General features: G+C 45.0%; 17 protein-coding genes. 12 read left to right on the forward strand and 5 right to left on the reverse strand.

All coding sequences use genetic code 11. The features are described from left to right. Positions 1-132: 132 nt before the first annotated feature. The 3 genes from MASE_RS05840 to MASE_RS05850 all read right to left on the reverse strand — a co-directional run bounded on the left by MASE_RS05840 (position 133) and on the right by MASE_RS05850 (position 6,240). Positions 133-3,249 carry an efflux RND transporter permease subunit gene (locus tag MASE_RS05840; protein WP_014948827.1) on the reverse strand — a complete coding sequence of 1,039 codons (3,117 nt, stop codon included), beginning with the start codon at positions 3,247-3,249 and terminating at the stop codon, positions 133-135. After that, the gene (locus MASE_RS05845; RefSeq protein ID WP_014948828.1) at positions 3,242-4,300 is read right to left on the reverse strand and encodes an efflux RND transporter periplasmic adaptor subunit; all 1,059 of its coding nucleotides are present in this window, start codon (positions 4,298-4,300) and stop codon (positions 3,242-3,244) included. Before MASE_RS05845 ends, MASE_RS05840 begins: the two co-directional genes overlap by 8 nt. Before the next feature lie 131 nt (positions 4,301-4,431). Then, the gene (locus tag MASE_RS05850; RefSeq protein WP_014948829.1) at positions 4,432-6,240 is read right to left on the reverse strand and encodes an ABC transporter transmembrane domain-containing protein; all 1,809 of its coding nucleotides are present in this window, start codon (positions 6,238-6,240) and stop codon (positions 4,432-4,434) included. A gap of 191 nt (positions 6,241-6,431) precedes the next feature. On the opposite strand from MASE_RS05850, the gene MASE_RS05855 reads away from it, so the two are divergent. Further along, positions 6,432-7,106: a DsbA family protein gene (locus MASE_RS05855; protein ID WP_014948830.1), complete on the forward strand. Its 675-nt coding sequence runs from the start codon at positions 6,432-6,434 to the stop codon at positions 7,104-7,106. A 25-nt stretch (positions 7,107-7,131) separates the two neighbouring features. On the opposite strand, the gene MASE_RS05860 is transcribed toward MASE_RS05855, so the two are convergent. Then, complete coding sequence (locus MASE_RS05860) at positions 7,132-7,626, reverse strand: hypothetical protein (protein ID WP_014948831.1); 495 nt, start codon at positions 7,624-7,626, stop codon at positions 7,132-7,134. A gap of 388 nt (positions 7,627-8,014) precedes the next feature. Here MASE_RS05860 and rpsP point away from each other — a divergent pair, with 388 nt between their 5' ends. The 5 genes from rpsP (at position 8,015) to MASE_RS05885 (ending at position 10,710) form a co-directional block, all read left to right on the forward strand. Continuing rightward, a complete protein-coding gene (rpsP, locus tag MASE_RS05865) occupies positions 8,015-8,266 on the forward strand; it encodes a 30S ribosomal protein S16 (RefSeq protein WP_014948832.1) in 252 nt (83 codons plus the stop codon). A gap of 23 nt (positions 8,267-8,289) precedes the next feature. Continuing rightward, positions 8,290-8,811, forward strand: coding sequence for a ribosome maturation factor RimM (gene rimM, locus MASE_RS05870; RefSeq protein WP_014948833.1), 522 nt, complete (start codon positions 8,290-8,292; stop codon positions 8,809-8,811). Continuing rightward, entirely contained in the window at positions 8,812-9,573 is a 762-nt protein-coding gene (gene trmD, locus MASE_RS05875) for a tRNA (guanosine(37)-N1)-methyltransferase TrmD (protein ID WP_014948834.1), read from the forward strand. It begins immediately after the preceding gene. An 18-nt stretch (positions 9,574-9,591) separates the two neighbouring features. Further along, positions 9,592-9,951, forward strand: coding sequence for a 50S ribosomal protein L19 (rplS, locus tag MASE_RS05880; RefSeq protein ID WP_024015986.1), 360 nt, complete (start codon positions 9,592-9,594; stop codon positions 9,949-9,951). Positions 9,952-10,080: 129 nt separating this feature from the next. Continuing rightward, positions 10,081-10,710 (forward strand): trimeric intracellular cation channel family protein, encoded by a 630-nt coding sequence (locus MASE_RS05885; RefSeq protein WP_014948836.1) that lies wholly within the window; start codon positions 10,081-10,083, stop codon positions 10,708-10,710. Positions 10,711-10,807: 97 nt separating this feature from the next. Here the strand turns inward: MASE_RS05885 and MASE_RS05890 are convergent, their stop codons facing one another. After that, positions 10,808-11,524, reverse strand: a complete 717-nt coding sequence (locus MASE_RS05890; protein ID WP_014948837.1) for an enoyl-CoA hydratase/isomerase family protein — start codon at positions 11,522-11,524, stop codon at positions 10,808-10,810. Between the two features lie 428 nt (positions 11,525-11,952). Between MASE_RS05890 and MASE_RS05895 the strand changes: the two genes are divergently transcribed. From MASE_RS05895 to MASE_RS05920, 6 genes are all read left to right on the forward strand, one after another. Further along, a complete protein-coding gene (locus MASE_RS05895; protein ID WP_014948838.1) occupies positions 11,953-13,041 on the forward strand; it encodes a 3-deoxy-7-phosphoheptulonate synthase in 1,089 nt (362 codons plus the stop codon). Positions 13,042-13,116: 75 nt separating this feature from the next. Beyond that, on the forward strand, positions 13,117-14,271 hold the full coding sequence (tyrA, locus tag MASE_RS05900; protein ID WP_014948839.1) for a bifunctional chorismate mutase/prephenate dehydrogenase: 1,155 nt from the start codon (positions 13,117-13,119) through the stop codon (positions 14,269-14,271). A gap of 45 nt (positions 14,272-14,316) precedes the next feature. Further along, positions 14,317-15,609, forward strand: coding sequence for a pepsin-like aspartic protease (locus MASE_RS05905; protein ID WP_014948840.1), 1,293 nt, complete (start codon positions 14,317-14,319; stop codon positions 15,607-15,609). A 28-nt stretch (positions 15,610-15,637) separates the two neighbouring features. Continuing rightward, on the forward strand, positions 15,638-16,408 hold the full coding sequence (locus MASE_RS05910; protein ID WP_014948841.1) for an SAM-dependent methyltransferase: 771 nt from the start codon (positions 15,638-15,640) through the stop codon (positions 16,406-16,408). Then, positions 16,408-16,911: a GNAT family N-acetyltransferase gene (locus MASE_RS05915; RefSeq protein ID WP_014948842.1), complete on the forward strand. Its 504-nt coding sequence runs from the start codon at positions 16,408-16,410 to the stop codon at positions 16,909-16,911. The genes MASE_RS05910 and MASE_RS05915 overlap by 1 nt, the downstream gene beginning before the upstream one ends. Before the next feature lie 171 nt (positions 16,912-17,082). Further along, positions 17,083-17,295 (forward strand): hypothetical protein, encoded by a 213-nt coding sequence (locus tag MASE_RS05920; protein ID WP_014948843.1) that lies wholly within the window; start codon positions 17,083-17,085, stop codon positions 17,293-17,295. The last annotated feature ends 11 nt before the right edge of the window (positions 17,296-17,306 follow it).

Genomic DNA, 17,306 nt, shown 5'->3' on the forward strand with positions numbered 1-17,306 from the left:
GCGGGTAGTAACACTTGTTGTTACAACACACGTAGCTTGGGCGTCTCTCTTAATTCTCAAAGCAAACCTAGCGCACAGTCGCCGTTTAGGTGCCGCTTAAATAGGCATAGCGCCTACTTAAGCGGGTAAATCCTAGGAATGCTGTGCGTTCGCTTCTTCCATTTCCCTTTCAAGTTTAGCACTTTCGTCTGCACGAGGCTTGGTGAAGCGGGCAAGAGCGAGATATAACACTGGCGTGAGGTATAGAGTAAATACCACGGCTATACCCAATCCACCAAATACGACCCAGCCAATAGCATTACGAGCTTCTGCGCCAGCGCCTGTGGACAGAATGAGCGGCAGGCCACCTAGGATAGTTGAAACCAGCGTCATCATAATCGGGCGTAATCGCACTCTACCAGCCTCAACGATAGCATCGTAAATATCATAACCCTTATCGCGAAGCTGGTCGGCAAATTCAATCAAAAGAATCGCGTTTTTGGCGAGAAGGCCTATCAACATTACCAAGCCAATTTGCGAGTAAATATTAATGCTGGTGCCGGTTAAAAACAGAGCATAGACCGCGGCTGCAATACCAAAAGGAACGGTAAGCATAACCACAACCGCACTGTTAACACTTTCAAACTGCGCAGCCAATACAAGCAGTACAATAACAAAAGCCAACACATAGGTAAGCGCTACTTGCTTAGACGTTTCTTCGTAAGTTTGTGCTTCGCCAAGAAACACAAGTCCGATACCGTTCGGTAATGATTCTGCCGCTAGATTGCGAATATTCTCTACTACATTACTAAGCGCTACGTCTTCGGGCAATTCCATTTCCAGCTTAATTGCGCGGCGCTGTGCCTGACGCTCTAATTCAGCGGCAACACCTTCTTCACTGATGAAAGCTACGCTAGAAAGAGGCACCAAGTTTCCGTCAGTACTTTTCACATATAAGCTAGTAAGCTCAGATGGATCTAATGTACTGCGATTATTAGTTTGCAGCATGATAGGGATAGATTGGTCGCCCACATTCAAATCTGCGATATCATCGCCGTTCACTGCGGCGCGCAGGGTACTTGCTATATCGGTAAGCGGCACGCCCAGTTCTTCAGCACGGCGTCTGTCAATATTTACTCTCATCTGAGGTTGGGTAGGGTCGTAGCTGATTCTCGGTCTACCTAGTTCAGGTAGTGCATCTTCAATCTGACGAGAGAATGCTTGTGAAGCTTCGAAAATGTTTTCATAAGTGTCGCCAGTTAAAGCTATTTCAAGCCCGCCGCTTTGACCGCGAAGGTTCAAACTATTGCCGCCGAAGGCACTGCCTGGCGCACCAGGAATTTGCTGAAGCTTAGGGCGTATTTCATTTACTACTTCTTGCAGAGATTTGTCTCGGTCATCCCAATGCTTCAAAGGCGCTGTGATAAAGACGATGTTGGGATCCCACGAACCGACTACCGTGTAAATGGAGTCTATGGTGCCGTTATCCACATAGGGAAGCAGCAGTTCTTCCATCTTTTCAGCTTGTCTGTCCATAAAGTTTAGGCCAGCACCGTCTGGACCTCGTGCAAAAATACGAATTGTGCCTCTGTCTTCGCTTGGCAGTAATTCATTATCGATATTTTGCGATAAAATATAAGCGCCACCGCCTGCTGCTACGCTTAACACACCAACTACCCAGCCATATTTGAGCGCTTTTAGTAATGACGCCTGATACAGGCGCAAACAAGCGTTGCCAAAACGGCCAAAGGTATTGCTAAACAAACCGCTTTCTTTCGCTTCTTTCACTTTAAGTCGGGCGGTAAGTGCAGGAACCAAGGAAAGGGCGACGAAAGATGAGATTATAACAGCGCCAGCTAATACGCCTCCAAACTCCCTGAATAAAAGCCCTGCAGTAGAAGGAAGGAATGCGATGGGAATAAATACTGAGGCGAGTACAGCGGTTGTTGCTACTACTGCGAAGAATACTTCTCGTGTGCCCACCACGGCAGCCGCACGGGCACCTAGGCCCATACTTCTACGACGCTGTATATTTTCAGAAACCACAATAGCGTCGTCTACTATCATGCCCGTGGCCAATACAAGAGCGAGGAGGGTAAGAATATTAATGGAAAAGCCCATGCCCCAAATAATAGCCAGTGCACCCGCTAGCGAAACGGGTATCGACAGGGCTGGGACGATGGTGGCACGCCATGAACCAATAAACACTAAGAGTGTGACCACCACTAACGCCACGGTCAGGCTGAGAGAGACGACCACTTCTTTAACCGAGTCGCGGATAAACTCTGCATCATCGGACGTTACTACGATATGCATATCAGTAAAACGCTTGTCGAGGTCTGCGACCATGGCCAGCACTTCATCTGAAATCTCAATAGTATTAGAGCTTGCTTGACGTATTACGCCAACGCCTATGACTGGCGTTCCATCCAAACGAACTACGCTGGTGGTGTCGGCAGGGCCGAAGTACACACTGGCAACATCATTAATGCGAATGTCACCGCTTACAACAATGTTACCCACATCTTCTGCCGATACCGAAGTTGCATCAGCTCGCACGATTAACGCTTGTTCGGCAGATTGAATACTGCCAGCGGGTACATCAAAAGGCGCAAGCGATAGTGCATTAGCAATGTCACTCATCGATAGGCCAAAACTGGTTAATCGTAGAGGATCCACAGAAACGCGCAGCACACGCTCTCTTTCTCCATCTAACATAACGTCGGCAACGCCAGGAATGCTTAAAAACAATGGTGCTACATCGGTGTCGACACGTTCGGTGAGCGTCTCCATGTCCAAGGTATCACTTGAAATAGCAAGGCTTACGACCGCCTGAGCGTCGCTGTCGGCCCGAATGATCGATACTTGTTCGACATCTTCCGGAAGCTGTCGCTGAATTCGACTGACCGACTCACGTACTTCGTTAGCCGCGTCTTCCAAGTTAACGCCGGGGCGAAACTCAACCCGAACACGAGCCGAGTTTTCTTCACTTTGCGCATAGATGTCTTTGACGCCACTCACACGCGCAACCGCACCTTCAAGGCGACCAGTTACTTCGGCATCTACTGTTTCAGGAGATGCGCCGGGAAATTCTGCTGTAACGGTTACCTGAGGTGTATCTACATCGGGCAGTTCGCGCACTTCAAGACCGCTCAATGCAGCAAACCCAGCGATAGCAATAAGTAGATTTAGTACAACAATAAGAACCGGGCGTCGAATAGATAGCGATGGTAAGTCGCTAACTGACGAAGATAGGTTTGCATCACTCACCTTGAGGCCCTCCGGCCAGTTCGGTAGTAATCTCTTGTCCGGTACGTAAGCGTTGTACACCTTCAGAAATTAGTGTGTCACCTTCTTCAATGTCGCCCGAAACAAGGATAGTTCCTCTAAGACGCTGATGAACACTCACGTCAACACGTTTAGCCTTACCGTCTTCGGCAAGCCATATGTAAGCGCCAGTAGCTCCCCACAAAAGTGCGGCTTCTGGAATCGCGGCAAAGCGATCGCCTTCAATGCTTAAATTAACCCGAAAGCTCATGCCAGGGCGAAATTGATCAGAAGAGTTGTCGAGTAATGCTCTAGCGCGAAGCGTTCTATCTGCCTCATTGATACGAGAATCAACCTGAGCTATTTCGGCTCTTACTAGTTTCTCTCTGTCACTCCATGGCTCAAGCGTTACGTTTGGCGCATTCAGTAAAACGGGCAATGCTGCTTCAGGCGCTCTGAAGTTAATAAAGAGTTTGCTTCTGTTATCCAGTGTAGTGATCACAGTCTGCTCGTTAATGCGATCGCCTACTTCAACGTCAGTTATGCCCACAACACCGTCAAAAGGCGCTACGATGTGTCTGTCTTGTAAATCGGCTTGAGCTTCTTCCAATGCAACTTCTGCAAGGTCACGTTGAGTGCGTGCTAAGTCCAATTCACTGACCGGCACAGCGCCTTGCTTATAGCTTGATGCTAATCGTTCTACGGTGCGCTGTGCGTCTTCCAAAGTGAGTTTGGCGCGTTTTAATGCCGTTTGCTGACGTCTATCATCAAGACGAACAAGCACCTTTCCTTTTTCTACTGTTTGCCCAGGGACAAAGTTAATTTCTGTTACTTCATCAGCGACGGCAGGATACAACACAATTGAACGAACGGCTTCAGCACTACCTACTGCTTCCACTTTTCGCGTTTCGTTCATAAATTCAATGGGCTTGGTTACTACAAGCTTTGCTTGCCTGTCTCCCATAAACTGCGCATTTGCAGTTGGCACCATCATTAAAAAAAGAGCGCAAAGACCTGTCCATGTCTTCATTGCACCATAGAATGAATTTTTCATTTTAAACCCGTAGCGTTATTGGAACCTGTGCAGAAAAAGCTGCTGGCCCTTTATTTTTGTATTACCAAAACGTATGTTTTGTAGTCGATTGGTCGACCTCGTTGTTTGTACCGTATAGCACCACAGGCGGTTCAGCTAAGCAATTGCAGTTCGGCGTATTCCCTGTACAGGGTATCGCTTTTCATTAACGATGCATGGTCGCCGCTTCCTACGACCCGACCTTTATCCATAACTAATATGCGATCGGCGTGCTGCACTGTCGCAAGTCGGTGAGCAATCACAATGCTGGTTTTGCCTACCATTAACCTATCTATCGCTTGTTGAACCATACGCTCACTCATCGCATCAAGCGCACTCGTCGCTTCATCGAGGAGTAAAATTGGGCGGTCGGCCAAAATAGCGCGAGCAATAGCAATACGTTGTTTTTGACCGCCAGAAAGTTTTACGCCTCGTTCGCCTAACTGTGTGTTGTAGCGCTCATCTAGGTTATCGATAAATTCGTGGGCAAATGCCTGCTTCGCTGCATTTATCACGGCGTCGTCACTTGCATGTGGGCTGCCGTAGCGAATGTTTTCAAACACGGTATCAGCAAAGACCACGGGCTCTTGGGTAACTATCGCAATATGTTGGCGCAGAACGTCTACAGGCATTTTGTTGATTGGCGCACCATTGAACAGTATTTGTCCGGCACTTGGGTCGTAGAAGCGCATTAATAATTGAAATAGCGTTGTTTTGCCTGCGCCACTTGCTCCTACCAGAGCAAGACGTTCTCCTGCTTGAATGTTAATGTTTAAATTATCAAACAAAGGTTTGCTGTTGGGGTAAGCAAAGCTGACATTTTCCAATTCTATTTTTGGTGCCGCTTTGGAGATTATCGGTTTAGCGCTTGCTCCTTTTAATGCTGAGTACGTTGAAGAAGCAGAGGCTTCAGCTGTGTCACCATTCAAAGATCGAATAGAAGGCTCAGTGGTAAATAGCTCGTACAAACGCTCACTTGCACCAACACCTCGCTGTACTTCACCAATGACTTCGCTGATTGTGGCCACACTGCCGCCAGCCATTACGGCATAGAAAAGGAAAGCGGAGAGTTCACCTACGGTCATAGTGCCGTCTAATACTTGTCTTGCCCCCACCCAAGCAATAAAGATGATGGCCGTCATACTGATACACATGATGCAGCCAATAAGTAGTGAGCGATAGTGAATACGCTTTTTAGCTACGTCCATGGCAAGCTCTACCTTTTTAGAGAAATGCATTCGTTCGGCATTTTCAGCGGTATAGGCCTGTACGGTCATAATTTCATGGAGACTTTCATCAATTCGTGCACCCAAGTCTGCCACTTTGTCCTGGCTTTCTTTGGCATAACGGCGCACTTGAGGCGCCAGTACCTTGATAGGAACCAGCACCGCGGGTACTGCAACAATTACACAGAAGGTAAGAAGGGGACTAGAAAACGTCATAAGCGCCAGTGCACCAACGAAAGTCACGACCGAGCGAAGGGTCATCGACAAACTCATTCCCACTACAGTCTGGATAATTGTAGTGTCGCTGGTAAATCGAGAAATGACCTCACCAGTTCTAAGTTCCGCAAAAAATGAAGGCGGAAGAGACAGCAAGTGCGCATATACCTGGTTTCTGATATCAGCACTAACGCGCTCGCCAAGCCAAGTCATTAAGTAAAAGCGCGCATATGTCGCTAAACAGGCCACGATAGTAATGGCTAGCACTAATACTGTGGCTTTGTTTAACGTATCCGCTGCGTTTTCTATGAAGCCGCTGTCGATAGCGTACTTAATGCCTTGCCCAAGTAAAAGCCATGCAACTGCGGCCGTGAAAAGTGCTATAACTGCACCTACAACGCGCGCTTTGTAGCGAAGTAAATGTGAGCCAATCCACTGTAAGACTTGTTTGGTTGATACACTAGCGAGTGGTGTTGTCAAAATTACCTCTTCATGCGCATAACTAATTCATAGCGTTGATTTCGCTACGCTTATTAAAATTCATTATTTGGATTATACGGCAAAGCATGTACATTGGACGTAAGCAATGCGATTACAGCGGCAGTATTTACGCTGGGATGAAAGTTAACGTCGCAGAAGCAAAGCAAAATAGTTAAAACGGGAAAATAACGATGAGTGAAACACGTACTTTGTATTATGTTCATGATCCAATGTGCAGTTGGTGTTGGGCATTCGTTCCTACTTGGGAGCAAATACAGCGTGAGTTACCCAACGACATTGAGGTTGTCTACTTGCTTGGCGGGCTCGCACCGGATAGTGATTTACCTATGCCGGAACAAATGAAACTTACTATTGCAGGCTATTGGCAAACTATTCAAGATCGTGTGCCTGGAACACAATTCAACTATGATTTTTGGACAAAGTGTCAGCCTCGTCGTTCGACCTATCCTTCATGTCGAGCAGTTCTTGCAGCAAAAGCGCAGGCTAGAGATAGCGATGAAGCAAAAGCATTAGAGAAGGCAATGATCAAGGCAATTCAAGAAGGGTATTACCTGAATGCGAAAAACCCGTCGGATTTTGATACCTTGATAGCATTTGCTGAAGAAATAGGGCTTGATGTCGAGCGCTTTGAAATAGCACTCAATAGTGAAAGTACAATTGAGAAATTAAACGAAGAAATGCATATGGCGCGTAGTATAGGCGCCCAAGGCTTTCCCAGCTTAATACTCAAATCAAACAAATTTGCCGAGGCAGAAGAGACAAAATTACAAGCGCTTAAAAAGCCACAGTGGCAAAACGTTCCCTACGACTATAACGACGCAAGTGTAACCCTGCGTCATCTATAATCGTTATTGAAAGAAGCAAGTACTTTTAAACTGTACCTTCCTTGCATTGTTCAAGGCGTAAATCTCCCACCGATTTTGGGTATTCAACACGGGTTGTAACGATGTCAGAAACAGGGACGCCAGAATCCGTTTCTTGGAGCCATACTTTCATATCGTGATGGTCACGAGATTGGTTGAGCGAGTAACGCTTGCCGCCTTCTAAGTTTACATCTAGCCTAACTATCGCCTCGCGAGTGGTACCATCAGGCAGGTCAGTGTTTACGACACTGGCTTGAACAAATAGAACATGCTCTCCCGGCTCAACATCCCGAAGAACTAACGCACCGTTAGGGCGTTGGTTAAAACACATCAACTTTACGTACTCTCGCTTATTGTCAAAGGCTTCTCCGCGGTTAGCGAAAAAGTCTATACGAGCTTCATTGGGTTGGACTTCTGCTTGTTGTGTGACCATATCTGTAGCGGATGAACACGCGAAAAGTGGAGCAATTGATGTAGCGAGTATGAGTGATGATAATTTCATTCGAATAATCCTTCTTCGTGATCCATTTACTGAAGCCTTTGATTAACAAATGCGCCAGAGAAAAACTAAAATCCAGTTAACTGCCATCCTTTAAACTGCATATGGCTTAAGTTTTTTATCCACACTAAATCCTAGTGCTACGTTAACAATACACCACCAGATGATATTTTAAAGAAATTTACGAAAGATCATGCATGTGTATTTGCGTTCTTAGGCCATCACCTATTTACGGGAGCGATATTGAACTAAACAAAGGATAAATCAGGTTTTTACTTGCATTGAGTGGTGATATCCGTATAATTCGGCGGCCTTCTAATTGGTGTCTAATTTTTAGACGTTGGTTGAAGGCTTAAGTTAACGGTAACGCTACAACGAGTTTGAGGCATTTATGGTTACTATTCGTTTACAGCGTGGTGGCGCGAAAAAGCGTCCATTTTATCAACTAGTGGTGGCTGATAGCCGTCGTGCAAGAAACGGTCGTTTCATTGAAAACATCGGTTTCTTCAACCCAACTGCACAAGGTCAAGCGGAACGTCTTCGCGTAGATCTAGAGCGTGTTGAATACTGGGTTGGTGTAGGCGCGAGCTTATCAGATCGCGTTTCTAGCTTGGTAAAAGAAGCGAAAAAATCTGCAGCGTAAGCTGTTATTAACTGGTGGTATAGATGAGTCTAGCGTCTGACAAAGTGATTGTTGGCAAAATTGGCGCACCGTACGGTGTTAAAGGTTGGGTCAAAATCAACAGCTATACAGAAACGCCAGAAGGTATTTTTGATTACGCGCCATGGTTTCTTGGCGATGAAAAGGAATACCAAATTGACCAGTGGCGACCGCACGGTAAAAGCCTCGTTGCAAAAATTGTGGGCGTTGATAGTCGAGATGATGCTGAGCGCATCAAAAACTTGGATATCAACATAAATGCTTCACAGCTGCCTGATTTAGGCGACGAAGGGGTTTATTGGCGTGAGCTCACCGGCATGAAAGTAGTAACAACGCAAGGTTACGACTTGGGTGTGGTGAAAGAAGTGTTTAATACAGGTGCTAACGACGTGATTCACGTTAAAGCGAATGTAGGCGATGCTTTTGGTCAAAAAGAAAGACTATTACCTTTTGTATTCGACGAAGTCGTACAAGAGGTGGATAAGGAAGCGAAGGTCATTAAAGTTGACTGGGACCCGGGGTTTTAAGTGACACCGGAAAAGTGGTTCGGCGTTGTTAGCCTGTTTCCAGATATGTTTGCCCCTTTTACCCAACAGGGTGTTATAGGTCGAGCAGTTAAGTCTGGAACGTTATCGGTTGACACCTTCAACCCCCGTGACTTTACACATGATCGCCATCGTACAGTAGACGATCGCCCCTACGGAGGCGGACCCGGTATGCTGATGATGGTAAAACCGCTAACCGACGCAATACAAGCTGCCAAGAAAGTTGGTGGCGAAAAAAGTAAGGTGATCTACTTATCACCACAAGGGAAACCCCTTGACCAAGCAGGCGTACAGCGCCTTGCTAACATTGACCGCACAATTTTAATTTGCGGCCGATATGAAGGCATCGACGAGCGAGTAATCGAAAGCCATGTAGATGAAGAAGTCTCTATTGGTGATTACGTGTTAAGCGGCGGTGAACTGCCAGCAATGGTCCTTATGGACGCGGTTGCTCGATTAGTTCCTGGCGTGTTGGGGCATAAAGCCTCAGCAGTTGAAGATTCTTTCACTGACGGTCTTTTGGATTGTCCGCACTATACGCGGCCCGAAATACTCGATGGTCAAAAGGTACCTGACGTGTTGTTAAGTGGGGACCATGAAAAAATTAGGCAGTGGCGATTGATGCAATCATTAGGTAGAACCTGGCAGCGTCGCCCTGAATTGTTAAATCACCTAGCTCTGACTGAGGAGCAGCAGCGTTTGCTTGAATTATTCCAAGCGCAACTGCAGCAAGATGACAGTTAACTAGGACGAGAGGATATGATGAGCAAAGTCAGTCAAGATATCATCAAAAAAATCGAAGAAGCACAGCTAAAGACTGATGTTCCTGCGTTTGGTCCAGGTGACACAGTAGTTGTTAAAGTTCGCGTTACCGAAGGTGACAAAGAGCGTCTTCAGGCTTATGAAGGTGTTGTTATCGCTAAACGTAACCGTGGTCTGCACTCGTCTTTTACCGTGCGTAAAATTTCTAGCGGCGAAGGCGTTGAGCGTGTGTTCCAAACACACAGCCCGGCAGTTTCTTCAATTGAAGTGAAACGTCGCGGTGCGGTTCGTCGTGCTAAGCTTTACTATCTACGTGAGCGTTCAGGTAAATCTGCACGTATCAAAGAGAAGCTTAACTAAGATTACTAATCCTTGCGTTATTGTTAACTTCGAAAAAGCCCGCTTTAAGCGGGCTTTTTTGTGCCTGCAATTCGATCCATTCAATCTGTTTTTTAATACAAACATTAAGGTTTCTTAATAGAGAGAAGGATGAGTACAGAATACTTTATCGTGTTAGGCGTTGTTGGCGTCGCATTTTTTGCTGTATCGGGAGCATTGCTGGGGCATGACAAAAGTATCAATGGGTTTGGCATCGTCGTTGTCGGCGTGATGACAGCCCTTGGCGGAGGTACTTTAAGAGACCTCCTATTAGGAAAACCTATTTTCTGGGTAGAAACCTCAGAGTATCTACTAGCAACCTATTCAGCTATATTCGCGACAGTCTTATTCATTCGCTATATGCCTTCTCCTTCCAATTTTTACTTTATACTTATCGACACCATAGGGCTTGCTATTTTTAATGTCATAGGCATCGAGAAAGCACTTATTAGTGGAACCGGAATGATTGTCGCCCTAACGATGGGTATGACAACCGGTATCTTCGGGGGCTTGATGCGCGATGTGGTTTGCAGAGAAGTACCTTACGTTATGCGTGGAGATGTTTACGCGAGTGCATGTTTTGCCGGTGGTCTCACTTACGCCGCCTTATTTGCCCTAGACATCCCTTACATTTGGTGCATTTTAGGTTCTATCTCTGTAACAGTTTTAATGAGAATTGCATCGTTGCATTGGGGGGTTAAAGTCGATCTTTTTAGGAAGAGAACACCAAGGCCTAACTAACAGTGTAGAGTCCAACATCGATATGCCCATGAAAAGACTTATTAGCAAATATCGGTGAAGCGTCTTAAGTGACGCTTCACCATAGCGCCGGTTATTGTTATGCCATGAGTGATAGCGATTCTATTAACGGTTTGTTCTCGTTATCGATAGTGTGGATGATATGTTTGTGTAGACGCTTTTTGTGTTCGCCAAAAATGCCACGCTTTTTATCAAAGGTCTTAGCGTAGTTCAGCGCACCTTCCATCAAGCTCTCTTGTGTATCGTACGCCTTTTCTACCACGTGATCTTGCTCTAATTCTTTACCAGATACACGCCTTCCGGAAAGCTTCATTTCATTAAATCTGTAATACGGCATCGCTTTTTTAACAAACTCAATCATACCGGGCAGAAAGGGGATTGATAAATCTACTTCAGGGAAACAGAAGAAGCCTTTGTCTGCGCGCATAAATCTGAAGTCGCAAGCGCACGCCAAAATTGCTCCGTTTCCGAAGGCGTGTCCGTTGATTGCAGCAATAACGGGAAGAGGGAACAGAAGCAGCGCTTTAAACACGTCATCCATACCGTACATAAATTGCTTTATTTCCTCAGTGCGAGCTGCTTTCATTGCTGGCATTAGCCAGTCTGTGTCTATACCTAGACTAAAGCATTTCTCATCATTTGATGTGATCACTAGCGCTTTACAGCTTTCATTACTTTTAATGGTATTTAACGCTGAAAGCATCTCCTTTGCGAAGAGAGGATTGTGGCGGTTCTCTCCATTTTGCATGGTTAGAATGGCGACGTCGCCAGTGTAGGTTAGGGCTAAATTTTGCATTGTGTTCTCATTATTATTCCGTGTCGCAATGATACAAAATCCTGACAATAAATGAGAAATTTAGCTTATTTATGTTGGTCAATTACGCCATTAAATTCGTGGAGCATTTAAAAACGTAAGGGCGGGATGTCACTACAAAGCGTTTGACTAATGAGGTAATTCGGAACAAGCCTCACTGTCGATTAAAAATTGTGCTATCCCTATGCACTATTGCCATTCAGTCATGCTCATTCGCTTCGAATCTACCCTAGATTAAAGTATTATTCGTTATTACTTGCGCTATTACGCTTGAGTTGCTAAAAAGTCAATGACGTTAAAGAAATATAGAAAAAGCTGGTTGTACAATAAAGTTTACATGCAGATTGCACACTCTTTTGGCGTTTAATTTTTCGTTTTTTATTTGTAGTTAAGAGAGTAAGAGAGCTCCCATGATCAAGGACACCGTAAATAATGTTCACGTAAGTACCGAAGATGTACTTATAACCCCTGAAGCGCTTAGTGCTGAATTGCCTGTGTCAGACAAAGCGTTAGCGGCTATCTCTGAGTCTAGAAAGATTGTTTCAGATATCATTCATCGTCGCGACCATAGATTGCTTGTAGTGTGTGGACCATGTTCTATACACGACGTTGAAGCCGCGAAAGAGTACGCACTTAAGCTTAAAGAGCTTCATGAATCATGCAAAGACACACTATTTATCGTTATGCGTGTGTACTTCGAAAAGCCGCGTACCACAACAGGTTGGAAAGGTTTAATTAACGACCCGCATATCGACGGTACATTTGATATTGAAACAGGTCTTCGTAAGGCAAGAGAGTTGTTAATTTGGCTTGCAGAATTAGAGCTGCCTGTTGCAACAGAAGCACTGGATCCAATTAGTCCACAATATCTTGCTGAGCTATTTAGCTGGGCTGCTATCGGTGCGCGTACCTCTGAATCGCAAACCCACCGTGAAATGGCCAGCGGCCTGTCTATGCCTGTAGGATTCAAAAATGGTACAGATGGAAGCCTAGATATTGCCATAAACGCCCTTAAATCGGCGGCATCGGGTCACCGCTTTATGGGAATCAATAAGCAAGGCCAGGTAAGTATTATCGGGACCAGCGGTAATCCAGATGGCCACATTATTTTGCGCGGTGGAAAGCAGCCTAACTACGACTCGGTTTGCGTATCAGAGTGCGAGATTGAGCTGCAGGATGCTGGTTTAACAGCGGGCTTAGTAGTAGATTGCAGCCATGCAAACTCTTCAAAAGATTATCGCCGTCAGCCATTGGTTGCACAGAACGTGGTCAATCAAATTCTAGAAGGCAATCAGTCTATCATTGGCGTTATGTTGGAAAGTCACTTGAAACCGGGTAATCAAAAAGCTGAAGGTAAAAAGCCAGAAGAACTTGAGTATGGTGTTTCAATCACAGACGGATGTATTGATTGGGAAACAACAGAGAACTTAATATCTCAAACCAGAGATAAGTTAATAACTGTGTTACCCTTACGCCAAAATAAGCGCACGGTGGCATAAATCCAAGCAACGCCTAAAGTGGCAAGAAAAATTTGCCAATAAGCCCCGTGCCATTTGATTCAAGGATAAGACAGAATGGCCGATTTATCGCAGCACTTAAAAAAGTTAGATACGCTGCGTGAAGGTATCGACGAGCTGGATACCCAGCTTGTCGAATTACTCGCAAAACGCAATCAAATTACAACCCAGGTCGGTCAAATTAAGGCTGAAGCTGGTATGCCCGTTTATGTACCAGAGCGTGAAAGAGCGTTGATCGCATCCCGCCGTGCTCAGGCAGAAGCACTTGGGGTGTCGCCCGATCTCACCGAAGACTTATTACGTCGAGTAATGCGAGAGTCTTATCACACGCAAAACAACAAATATCGCTGTGTGAAACCTGATGTCGACAACGTTGTTGTAATTGGTGGAGCAGGGGCACTTGGCCGTGTGTTTGTGAGCTTGTTCGAACGAAGTAATTACAACGTTTCAGTTGTTGAAAAAGACGACTGGGAAAGTGGTAGAGCAACATCGTTATTAAGCTGTGCTTCACTGGTTGTTGTTGCAGTGCCTATTAATCTAACCGAAGCCGTGATTAGCAAGCTTACTATGCTGCCAGAGGATTGCGTGCTTGCAGATATAACCAGTATTAAAGCTAAGCCACTTGAGGCGATGCTTGCCGCACACAATGGTCCGGTTGTTGGACTGCACCCCATGTTTGGTCCTGACGCGCCTGGCATGATTAAACAGGTAGTGGTAGTGTGCGACGGACGTGGCAGTGAGAAATACAGTTGGCTCATTGAGCAAATGCGAATTTGGGGTGCTACCATTCACGACTCCAGCGCGCAAGAACATGACCAAGCCATGGTTTATATTCAGGTAATGCGTCACTTCAACACGTTTGTGTACGGGCAACACTTAAAAGGTGAAGATCCTAATCTGGAATCACTCACCATGTTTAGCTCACCTATTTATCGTTTAGAACTCGCAATGGTAGGCAGGTTATTCGCTCAGTCACCACAACTTTATGCCGATATTATTTTCAATAACCCTGATAACTTTGCACTTCTACGTCGCTTTTACGAACGTTTTGGGATTGCATTGTCATTACTTGAGAATGGCGACAAAAAAGGCTTTGTAGAACAGTTCATGAAGGTCGGCGCGTGGTTCGGAGATTATGCGAAGAAGTGTTTAGTAGACAGCAAACAGATGTTGTTAAAAGCGGATGATGGTCAGCTTTTAAGAGACAAGTAGTTTTGACCGACTGTTTATAGCGATAGCTAATTTAAGGTAGCCAACGTGACTCGCTCTCTTCGTTTGCCAATTACCAATACTTTCGCTGATGGCGGCTATTGTGTGAGAGCACATATAGGCGCGCATCAGCAGACCGTTCATCTTATTTTAGATACGGGAAGCTCAACCTTAGTGCTAGGCGACATTCATTATCATGTTGAACGTGATGGTGATGTGAGGTTCACCTACTACTCTCAATCAATTAAATATGCTGCAGGAAGTTGGCATGGCCCTGTTGTTAAGACCACGGTGCGCCTGGGCATTTTCGGTCACAGCATTTCGTTGCCGCAAACTTATGTAGCAATAGCGAAAGAATCGCAAGAGACAAAAGAATCTTGCTTTAAAAAAGCTGACGGAATTATGGGGTTAGCTTATCAACCGCTAAATCACGCCTATCGTTGCACTGACAAAATTACGTGTGAAATGAGCGAGCAAGCGATTTTTGAAAAAGCGTTGGCCGAGCCTAACGAGTCAGCAATTATTAACCTAAAGACAGCTGATTACGTTGCGACCACACTCCCTAGCTACTTTTCTGAGTTAGAGCAGCGTCAAATTAACGCCGATAAATTCGCTTTTTGGCTACATCGCTCAAGCGTCTATAACGTAGATGGAAATTGTCTTCGCGCTGCGCTTGCACATAGAAAAAATCATGGCCTTTTTGTAATAGGTGAGCCTATTTTTCATCGAGACTTATACGCTCCTCCTATTAGGTCTGTGAAGGTACTCCACGATAAGTATTATAACGTCACGTTAAAAGCCGTAAAATGTGGAGAAAACGAAGGCATTAAAGCGCCAGCTTTGGATAAATCGGACGAAGCACGCTGGTGTTCAAATGCGATAGTAGATTCAGGAGCAACGGTGATTGGTTTGCCAGAATCTTTGTATAACGAAGTGATCGAGCAGATTTTTTCCTGTGTTGATAACGCGAAAACATTGCTTGAGCCCTTCGCTGCTTTCTCTTTAGAGGAGCAAGGAATAGACTTGGAAAAGCTAGATTTGGCACAATGGCCTGAACTAACGTTTGTTCTTGAAGGCGATGAGGGTGAAGATGTTTTACTCTCGCTACCACCTGAAGCCTACTGGCAGGAGCACGCCCCCACATTTAACCAAGCGTCCTTTAAAATATTCCCATTAAAACACTGGCCGAATCAAAGCATCCTCGGTCTTCCGCTGATCTCTCAATACTATACAATTTTTGACAGAGGACAGGGCACTAATGGTGTTGTATCGTTTGCACGAAAAGTGACATTGAGTGATACGGTTGACGCGCTTAAACATGTTTTTGATAAAAACAGCTAAAACCTAATAATAAGAAAGGAACAGTTACATGCAACAAGGCAGCCTAGTATGTGTCGGAACCGGGATGATGGTTGGAGCGCATTTATCGCCTATTTGTCAAAGTCATATTGAGCAAGCCGACGTCGTTTTCGTATGTGTAGCTGAGCACTACATGGAGGCATGGATCACCTCTTTGAACAAAAACACAGTAAACCTACAAACTTTCTATGGTGAAGGCAAAGATCGCCACGATACCTATGCTCAAATGACTAGCGCAATGCTAGAGCGTGTGGAGAAAGGCGAAAAAGTAGTTGGCGCTTTTTATGGACACCCTGGGGTTTTTGCAAAGGTGCCTCATGACGCTATCGCAATCGCTAAAAGTCGAGGGTTTGATGCTTACATGTTGCCGGGGATCTCAGCTGAATCGTGCCTATACGCCGATTTGGGCATAGACCCAGGTGCTCTAGGTTGCCAACACTACGAGGCAAACCAGTTTCTACTATATAAACGAGAAGTAGATACGGCTGCGTATTTAGTTTTATGGCAGGTTGGGGTTGCAGGAGATTTCTCAAGTGCCGTTTTTACCTCCAGCTCTCTTCAACGAAAAAAGCTTACTGATAAACTGTTATCTATTTACCAAGCGAATGACAGCGCTATTTTATATGAAGCTGCAACCTTGCCCATCGATGAGTTCAGAGCTACGACGATTGCTATTGGTGAACTGCATAATCACGAAATTAACCAGCACTCTACACTTGTCATACCACCAGTTAGTAAACCAGTGATAGATGATGTCGATTACTCCAAAGGTACTAACTAGTGCAGTTCGCTACACCTCGTTTTACCAGCGCTTTACTTTGCCAGCAGTGGAAAGAGGAAACAGCAAGCTTGTACCAAAATAGAAAAGTTATGCGATTAATAGGTGAGCCCCTTTCTGAGAAGGAAAGTGAAGTAGTCGCTAGTACTTTCATTGAAGCAAACAAAAGGCCTTGGCCAGCACAGAAGGTCTGGTCGATAACGTGTAATCAAACGCAGGCATTTTGTGGAATTCAGATGCTTTGTAAAAGCGTTTTACAAGACACTGCAGAGATTGGAATTATATTAGCGCCTTCAATGAACGGAAAAGGCGCGGCACGAGAAGCGATGGGCGCGCTAGTCGAATTTGGCTTGGAAAATCTAAATCTTCACCAAATTGTTGCCCAATTTGAAAAGCGTCACCTCGCTACAAAACGTCTAGTTACCCAATTAAACTTCAAACAGTCAAAGGACAGCCGTTTTCAGCCAAGTAAAACCAACTTGGTCACATATACCTTTAATCGCTAGAATATTTGGTTACATCATACCTAATAAACCAGTAAGTATTTCTGTTTTCAAAGGTAATTGATGCAAATAGTAACTGGTATAATATGTCTAAAATTCTATATATTTGATTAACAACTCATCAAATAGTTGCTAACCTATTAAACATTAATAACTATAAAGTAGAACAAACTCATGAAAGCGCTAAAAGAACTTCTCGCTATTGCACAAGATGCATCTAAGCAACGTGACACTGATGTAATTGCACAATTTAAAGCTGACCACGCAGACGAACTTTCTCAAGAGAAAGAAAAAATGTGGTGTCTTTTGATGCCAGAAGATGAAGAGCAAGACGCGCCTGGTGATGTACAAGAGAGTGAAGAAAAGAACCAAGTGTCACTTCACTAACCCTGATAGTT

The organism is Alteromonas macleodii ATCC 27126, from assembly GCF_000172635.2.
GTDB classification, from domain to species: Bacteria; Pseudomonadota; Gammaproteobacteria; order Enterobacterales; family Alteromonadaceae; genus Alteromonas; species Alteromonas macleodii.

Bases quoted from the DNA above. Each gene is read 5' to 3' on its own strand.
- MASE_RS05845 (WP_014948828.1), bottom strand. From the start codon at position 4,300: ATGAAAAATTCATTCTATGGTGCAATGAAGACATGGACAGGTCTTTGC.
- MASE_RS05855 (WP_014948830.1), top strand. From the start codon at position 6,432: ATGAGTGAAACACGTACTTTGTATTATGTTCATGATCCAATGTGCAGT.
- MASE_RS05860 (WP_014948831.1), bottom strand. From the start codon at position 7,626: ATGAAATTATCATCACTCATACTCGCTACATCAATTGCTCCACTTTTC.
- rpsP (WP_014948832.1), top strand. From the start codon at position 8,015: ATGGTTACTATTCGTTTACAGCGTGGTGGCGCGAAAAAGCGTCCATTT.
- rimM (WP_014948833.1), top strand. From the start codon at position 8,290: ATGAGTCTAGCGTCTGACAAAGTGATTGTTGGCAAAATTGGCGCACCG.
- rplS (WP_024015986.1), top strand. From the start codon at position 9,592: ATGAGCAAAGTCAGTCAAGATATCATCAAAAAAATCGAAGAAGCACAG.
- MASE_RS05885 (WP_014948836.1), top strand. From the start codon at position 10,081: ATGAGTACAGAATACTTTATCGTGTTAGGCGTTGTTGGCGTCGCATTT.
- MASE_RS05890 (WP_014948837.1), bottom strand. From the start codon at position 11,524: ATGCAAAATTTAGCCCTAACCTACACTGGCGACGTCGCCATTCTAACC.
- MASE_RS05895 (WP_014948838.1), top strand. From the start codon at position 11,953: ATGATCAAGGACACCGTAAATAATGTTCACGTAAGTACCGAAGATGTA.
- tyrA (WP_014948839.1), top strand. From the start codon at position 13,117: ATGGCCGATTTATCGCAGCACTTAAAAAAGTTAGATACGCTGCGTGAA.
- MASE_RS05910 (WP_014948841.1), top strand. From the start codon at position 15,638: ATGCAACAAGGCAGCCTAGTATGTGTCGGAACCGGGATGATGGTTGGA.
- MASE_RS05920 (WP_014948843.1), top strand. From the start codon at position 17,083: ATGAAAGCGCTAAAAGAACTTCTCGCTATTGCACAAGATGCATCTAAG.